Below are 6,143 nucleotides of genomic sequence, written 5' to 3' on the forward strand. Positions count from 1 at the left end.
AGGTGGGTATTCAGGTAATCAGAATCTTGTCAGTGTTTTGCTAAAGTGAAAAGCATTGGTCCTAAAACGTTCCTGTCTATTGTTGTCGAGATTGATAAAGGAGCGGAATTTAAAAATGGGCGTCACTTGCAGCATGGCTGGGGCTGGTTCCACGGCAGCACTCGGGTGGCGACAGACAGGTGCTGATGAATATGACGACAAAAAGTGACAAGCCTCCGCGTACTTTTTTTATTCATAGCACCTGCGCTGTCGTCAGGGTAATAATGATGGTTATTTGCATTGGTAGATTAACCTTTCGAAGGGACGGCGTGATTTTAATAAAACAACCGCGGTGGTCGCTAACAAGAACACGAGAATAATCAAGTCAATACTGAAAAATAATACCGAGTATCAGACAGTTGGAAGTTAATACGCAGTCAGAAGAGTTATAGTGCACTGAAAAACGGTGACAGACTGTCTCTGCATAATCGGAACCTGATTTTTATACTGGTCTCAGGGGCTGCTCAGTTGTTGAGGCGATCGTTTGCAGATTGCCTATTTTGACACAGATTTTCCTGATGTCGATTGTTGTAAGCAACAACCCAAAACCAGATCAGTACTTGCAAAACGAAGGTAGTCCATAGATGCAGAAGGTGGCGTCTGAGTAGCATGCTTGCGGAAAGCTCCCGGGCAGACATTCCGGCTCCAGCTTTGCGGAGGTTACTGATGATCTGCTCGTCGGAAAAACGCTTCTTCATGGGAATACCTTCATGTTGCTGATGAAGGCATTACTAACATCACGTTGTGTTAATCGATGGGGAGCGGTCACTGTACAACCCCAAAAACACATTTTGGAATGTGGAACAGTAGCTCCAATCATCATTTATGCACTATAGGATAAAGAAATGGAGAAAAATATACATCAGCCAGCGGCTAAGGATCTGAAGCACCATGACCATTCACTAACAAAGATTATTTACGACCGTGAAGAACGCAGTCAGTTGGCGATTGAGCAGGGAAGATTTACTGAAGAGCACTTAATTAAACTTTACAAAAGTATCCTTGAGCAATGGTCTGCTGACTACGCTCTTTGATTAATCGATAGCCACAATTAAAAGATCATCTCTTATGGAAACATTTCTCCCGACGTCAACGACTGGCAGTTTACCAAAACTCTCCTGGCTTGCAGAGCCAGAGAAACTGTGGTCCCCGTGGAAATTACAAAATGAAGAATTGATTGAAGGGAAGAAAGATGCCCTGAGTTTGGCTCTGTATGATCAACTACGAGCAGGGATTGATATTGTCAGCGATGGTGAGCAAACGCGCTAACACTTTGTTACGACATTTATTGAGCATCTTAGCGGTGTAGATTTTGATAGACGCGAAACCGTCAAAATTCGTAATCGCTATGATGCGAGCGTATCCACGGTTGTGAGTGCTGTTGAGCGTCAAGATCTCGTTTTTGTTGAAAATGCCAGATTCTTACGTCAATTGACCAGAAAGCCGATTAAATGGGCGCTGCCTGGACCGATGACAATGATTGATACGCTCTATGATGTACACTAAAGCTGGCCTGGGAATTTGCCAAAATCCTCAATCAGGAAGCCAAAGAATTAGAAGCGGTGGGTGTCGATATCATTCAGTTTGACGAGCCAGCCTTTAATGTGTTTTTTGATGAAGTGAAAGATTGGGGTATCGCCGCATTAGAAAGAGCTGTTGAAGGGCTGAAATGTGAAACAGCAGTGCATATCTGCTATGGATACGGCATCAAAGCAAACACCGACTGGAAAAAGACACTGGGATCAGAGTGGCGTCAGTATGAAGAGGTGTTCCCAAAGCTACAAACATCCAGTATCGATATTATTTCAATGGAATGTCACAACTCTAGTGTTCCAATGGACCTGCTTGAATTAATCTACGGTAAAAAAGTGATGATCGGGGTGGTTGTGACCTGCCCCCGGGATTAGATACAATCGTCAGTTAGTAATGTCGGAACCTTCACTCTCAGAATTACCCTTTCTCCAGCCCGCTGCAAATTCAGACAGCGTCTGATAATTCAGCGTGGAATGCGGGCGACATTCGTTATAATCCTGACGCCATTCACTGATGGTTTTCCTGGCATAACTGATGTCACTGGACCAGTGTTCATTCAAGCATTCATCGCGAAAGCGTCCGTTAAAACTCTCAATAAATCCGTTCTGTGTCGGCTTGCCGGGCTGGATAAGCCGCAGCTCCAATCCATGCTCAAAGGCCCACTGATCGAGCGCGCGGCAGGTAAACTCCGGGCCCTAATCGGTTCTTATCGTAGCCGGATAGCCGCGAAACAGCGCAATGCTGTCCAGAATAAGCGTGACCTGCACGCCTGAAATCCCGAAGGCAACAGTGACCGTCAGGCATTCCTTTGTGAAGTCATCGACGCAGGTAAGGCACTTGATCCTGCGACCGGTAGCCAGCGCATCCATGACAAAATCCATCGACCAGGTCAGATTGGGTGCCGCCGGGCGGAGCCGTGGCAGACGTTCTGTTGCAAGCCCTTTACGACGACGTCTGCGTTTAATGCCCAGCCCATTCAGATGATAAAGGCGGTACACTCGCTTGTGATTAACCAGAAGCCCTTCACGGCGTAGTAACTGCCATATACGGCGGTAGCCAAAACGCCTGCGCTCCAGTGCCAGTTCAGTAATGCGCCCTGATAAATAGGCATCAGCCGCCGGACGCTGAGCGTCATAGCGGCAGGTCGACAGGGACAAACCTGTGAGTCTGCAGGCACGACGTTGCGACAGACCGGTCGCACACATCAACATCACGACTTCGCGCTTCTGGTCTGTCGTCAGTACTTTCGCCCCAGAGCCACCTGAAGCGCCTCCTTATCCAGCATGGCTTCAGCGAGCAGCTTCTTAAGGCGGGCGTTCTCCTCTTCAAGCGACTTCAGGCGCTTAACCTCAGGCACTTCCATGCCGCCATACTTTTTACGCCAGGTGTAAAAGGTGGCGTCGGAAATGGCGTGCTTACGGCAGAGCTCTCGGGCAGAAACTCCGGCTTCAGCCTCACGGAGAATACTGATGATCTGTTCATCGGAAAAACGCTTCTTCATGGGGATGTCCTCATGTGGCTTATGAAGACATTACTAACATCGCGGTGTATTAATCAACGGGGAGCAGGTCAGTTGATGTGGCAAGCAATATATTGAGACGCCAGAAGAAGTCGCTGATACATTACGCAAAGCGCTACAATTTGTGGATGCCGATAAACTTTATCCTTCAACCAACTGTGGAATGGCACCTCTGCCGCGAAGGATTGCTAACAGTAAACTCAATGCGTTAAGTGCAGGCGCGAATATTTTTCGTAAAGAATTTATTTCTGGGAAATATCTTTAAAAATTTTGGCATATCATGAGAATATGCACTCGTTACAATCGGCTGGTGCATTTTCTTAATGCCATGATTGTTATATCAGTGGATTGGAAACAGTGTCTAGCTTCTTGTTTAAATGAAAATAAATAATTTTTGTATTATCAATTAAAATGCACCGTTGTCTATCAAATAATAAAAGCCGATTTGCTAACTTAAATCACTCATCATGAAAAATGTCTAAATAGTTGCGCCGGATAATAGATACCAATATCCAGAATATGCCCCTAATGATTTTACGAAGCTCTCCCCATGGCGTCCGGCCGTTGAGATGCAGGTTCGGCAGAGTAGGGTTAAATGATAGTCCATGCTTCATCGAGAAGATCGTAACGAGCCATAATTCAATTTGTGTCGGAAACAGGGTGTTACTATAGCTTAAATGATTAAGAAACATAGCCTGGCACTTTTCAGTGGAATAATAGCAAATCATTTGCTATTGCATTCTGTATAATGGAAAAATTTCGCTTTTCGCATTGACTTTTTGGTAATAGGAACATTTTTCACACCAAGCGGCCGCCTGTCGCCGCAAATTTCTGAATCATCAGTCGCGTCATGCCCAGAACAACGGGAAGAATTGCAGCGGTATGCTTGTGCTCCTGATGATGAAGGAAGCGAGCGAACGCCAATAACTGCGCACTTTGGCAACTCATTTATCTTAATTAATAAATCATTTCTTCCTTACTCCGCAGACATCACTTTCTACCCTCCGAAAGGGGCAAGTAAATAACAAAAAAATTCCTTCCGGTGACAATTATTGAATTCAGTACTGGTCAGCCGTGGCCTTGCCGATCCCGCTGTAATCGTTTATTATAGTGGCGAACCAACCAGTACTTATCGCAAATTTCTTCATGCCCACTAATACGCGCTCCCGCAAGCCATAGCACAGCGCCAAGGAAAATACTGAGCTCGGCGCCGTAAGCGAGAAATCGTGGCAGGTTAAGCTGTGGAAACTGGTTGAGGATTGAATAACCGATACCAACAATCATAACGATTAACCCTAACCCCATAATCGTATTACCGAATAACAAAGCGTTTTTACGTTTCATGCATCGCCTCTCAATAGTGAGTTGATGGAATACACCTATACCAATGGAAAACAGTATAAACGTCACCATTTGTACCGATTGGGGTAGTGATCACAATTATACATATTTGTCTGACTTAAAATTACGTATGTATTGATGAGTTAGTCAAAATTAAGTTTATTAACATGAGTAATTATTTTACATTTCATTTTTATTTAAGATAAAAATTTCGCCGTAATGTAGAGATTTACTGAATTTGACCACCGGAACAGAGGCGTCATGCTTACCTCGTGACAATACAGGTGCCCCAGTAAAAAATGGCGTTCAGCAAAAAGCAGACGCTATCGCAGCGGCCGCTGGCGGAATGTCCACCGGAAATGTTACCGGAACGGCTGCGCCCGTACATGCTTGAGTTTGGAGAGGATGGCGAGCCCACAGAGCCGAATGCCGGACGCTATGAGTTTTAGCTCTATAGGCAGATAAGAAAACGCTTCAGTCGGAGTAATTTCACCTCAACGACAGTATCCGGCACCGCTATCTTCTGATGAACTGGTACCGGAAGGGGAACAGGCCGTGGTGCTGGTTGATATGAAAGTTCCTTTTCTACAGAAATCGATCAAAACGCAGCTCAAAGCGCTGGAGTCCGAGCTGCTCCGACAGTAGAAAGCGTTCAATCGCGAACTGAAGCAGGGAAAGCTGAAACATCTGGAATACGATAAAGAAACGCGGAAACTGGCCTGGCATAAATCGGTGGTCAGTCGTCACAGGGCACAGAAGAAACGTTTTTATGAGCAACTACCGTTCTGCGTTATAACCGACGTCTTCCTCTTTGTTAACGAGCAGTGCTGGTTCCTCCCGACGATGAAGTCGCTGCAGCCCCGTTAGCTAAAAAATATGCCGATGCAGGCAGTCTGATGGCAGTCATCATTGCTCAGGCGATGAACCATGGCCATCACGTGATGGCACGAACCATCGATATTCCATTCATGTGCTGGAAACCACGTACGAGCAGTACCTTCGCCCTGCGTCGCTTCTCATAGCCAAGATTGCATTACCGATATTCTTAAGAAACTGCCGATTTTCCCGCTCTATTCGTTTGACCCGGAAACCCTTTATGGAGCCGTTGACGGGCAAAAATTTGGCGTTGAACGGCCAACGGTAAAGGCCAGACATTCACGTAAATATTTCGGGCGCGGTAAAGGTGTGGTGGCCTACACGCTGTTGTGTAATCACACCCCGATCTATGGCTATCATCTGCATTAGATATGGTGTAGATGTCATCCACCACCTGGCTCCATATAAAACGGAACTAATGTGAGTCTGACAAGCAGTTCTTGTTAAAAAAACTTATTTTATATGCTGTGAAATATTCTGCATAATCTGTACCAAGCTTTGAATCTTTATCAATATATACCTGATTAACCTGAAGTTGCATTTTTCAGCAACTGGAAGTTGTCATTAATACGGCCAACCAGAGTCCCGGCGATAGCCGGTAATTTAACACTGAAAAAGCGATGTATTTCCTCCCGGAACATCTTTGGTGAGGTAAAGTAACGGTTGTTCCTTACCTGTTCGTTCATCACTTTCCACAACCTTTCTATCGGATTCAGATTGGGGCTGTATGGCGGGAGGTAATGAAGTTCTATATTCAGCAGATAAGCCCAATCCGTCCGGTGACATCCGGCACCGTCAAGGATGATATGAACTTTCTGTTTTATCGGGTACGTTT

Annotated in this window: 3 protein-coding genes and 6 pseudogenes; 5 read left to right on the top strand and 4 right to left on the bottom strand. The window is 45.5% G+C overall.

Going from position 1 to position 6,143, the window contains the following annotated elements:
* Window positions 1–18 precede the first annotated feature (18 nt).
* Window positions 19–409, top strand: a pseudogene (locus IAE50_RS23390) (transposase); the annotation flags it as partial.
* Between the two features lie 94 nt (window positions 410–503).
* Here IAE50_RS23390 and IAE50_RS23395 read toward each other — a convergent pair.
* Window positions 504–737 carry a hypothetical protein gene (locus IAE50_RS23395; protein ID WP_200581471.1) on the bottom strand — a complete coding sequence of 78 codons (234 nt, stop codon included), beginning with the start codon at window positions 735–737 and terminating at the stop codon, window positions 504–506.
* A gap of 180 nt (window positions 738–917) precedes the next feature.
* Between IAE50_RS23395 and IAE50_RS23400 the strand changes: the two are divergent.
* Window positions 918–1,073, top strand: a pseudogene (locus IAE50_RS23400) (putative oxygenase MesX); the annotation flags it as partial.
* Between the two features lie 34 nt (window positions 1,074–1,107).
* Window positions 1,108–1,925 (top strand): annotated as a pseudogene (locus IAE50_RS23405) (methionine synthase); the annotation flags it as partial.
* Between the two features lie 30 nt (window positions 1,926–1,955).
* Here the strand turns inward: IAE50_RS23405 and IAE50_RS23410 are convergent.
* Window positions 1,956–3,073: pseudogene (locus tag IAE50_RS23410) on the bottom strand (IS3 family transposase).
* A gap of 68 nt (window positions 3,074–3,141) precedes the next feature.
* Here IAE50_RS23410 and IAE50_RS23415 point away from each other — a divergent pair.
* Window positions 3,142–3,356: pseudogene (locus IAE50_RS23415) on the top strand (methionine synthase); the annotation flags it as partial.
* A gap of 803 nt (window positions 3,357–4,159) precedes the next feature.
* On the opposite strand, the gene ychH reads toward IAE50_RS23415, so the two are convergent.
* Window positions 4,160–4,435, bottom strand: coding sequence for a stress-induced protein YchH (gene ychH, locus IAE50_RS23420; protein WP_200581466.1), 276 nt, complete (start codon window positions 4,433–4,435; stop codon window positions 4,160–4,162).
* Window positions 4,436–4,728: 293 nt separating this feature from the next.
* Between ychH and IAE50_RS23425 the strand changes: the two are divergent.
* A pseudogene (locus tag IAE50_RS23425) lies at window positions 4,729–5,665 on the top strand (Tn3 family transposase); the annotation flags it as partial.
* 167 nt (window positions 5,666–5,832) lie between these two features.
* On the opposite strand, the gene IAE50_RS23430 reads toward IAE50_RS23425, so the two are convergent.
* Window positions 5,833–6,143: transposase (locus IAE50_RS23430; RefSeq protein WP_200581467.1), on the bottom strand; the 311-nt coding region annotated here is incomplete at its 5' end.

Origin of the sequence: Kosakonia sp. S42 (assembly GCF_016624785.1) — a bacterium.
In the GTDB taxonomy this organism is placed as follows: domain Bacteria; phylum Pseudomonadota; class Gammaproteobacteria; order Enterobacterales; family Enterobacteriaceae; genus Kosakonia; species Kosakonia cowanii.

Excerpts from the sequence above, each read along its gene's own strand:
- IAE50_RS23395 (WP_200581471.1), bottom strand. The coding sequence starts at position 737 with ATGAAGAAGCGTTTTTCCGACGAGCAGATCATCAGTAACCTCCGCAAA.
- ychH (WP_200581466.1), bottom strand. The coding sequence starts at position 4,435 with ATGAAACGTAAAAACGCTTTGTTATTCGGTAATACGATTATGGGGTTA.